The sequence below is a fragment of the Modicisalibacter radicis genome (genome assembly GCF_900961225.1).
Classification (GTDB): domain Bacteria; phylum Pseudomonadota; class Gammaproteobacteria; order Pseudomonadales; family Halomonadaceae; genus Modicisalibacter.
Genome location: NZ_CAAHFN010000122.1, coordinates 1 through 696 on the forward strand (window position 1 = coordinate 1; position 696 = coordinate 696).

Consider the following 696-nt stretch of genomic DNA (forward strand, 5'->3'; position numbering starts at 1 on the left):
TCGAAACTGTCCCGCAAGGCCGCGGGGGAAAGAGCGCCCGTCAACGTCAGGGCCCCGGTGATATGGTAGGCACTGCTGTCCGGATCCAGACGCCACAGGAACCACTGCCGCCGTTGCGCATACGAGGGAGGGCAACGTTCCTGAAGCGCGTCCTCACGGACAAGGATGGGAAACTGCCCGATACCCAGCCCCTGGGCATGGATCTTGTCGTAAACGGCGCGACGCTGTTCGATCGGCAAACGAGCAAAGCGCTCCGCGATGCGGCGCGTATCGATGTTATTCATTGAACGGTATCCATGCTGTCGATGAAGGAGTCGATATCAGCGAGAGCCTGCTCGATCGAATGTCCTGGGATTGATGCACTGAGGTGACTGGCTAGAGCGTGCAGTAACGGATGTTTAAACGCTTCGGGTACTGTCAGCTCAATCCGCATCTCGCTCTGCACGCGAGCTACCATCTGCACGGCCAGTAACGAGTGACCGCCCAGCTCGAAGAAGTTGTCGTGGCGACCGACCCGCGCCACGCCCAGCACCTCCGACCAGATCGCCGCCAGGGATTCCTCCACGGCCCCCTGGGGCGGCTCGTACCCCGGGCCGCTGGCGATGTCAGGCACCGGCAGCGCCTGGCGATCCACCTTGCCGTTGGGCGTCAGGGGCAAGGCCTCGAGCACCACGCAGGCACTCGGCACCATATAGT

Annotated in this window: 2 protein-coding genes; both read right to left on the reverse strand. The window is 62.5% G+C overall.

Going from position 1 to position 696, the window contains the following annotated elements; translation table 11 throughout:
- Window positions 1-284, reverse strand: a 284-nt coding sequence (locus tag HR9077_RS20005; protein ID WP_136069070.1) for a hypothetical protein, incomplete at its 3' end; no start/stop codon positions are given.
- Window positions 281-696, reverse strand: a 416-nt coding sequence (locus HR9077_RS20010; RefSeq protein WP_210725986.1) for a phosphopantetheine-binding protein, incomplete at its 5' end; no start/stop codon positions are given. The genes HR9077_RS20005 and HR9077_RS20010, both read right to left, overlap by 4 nt.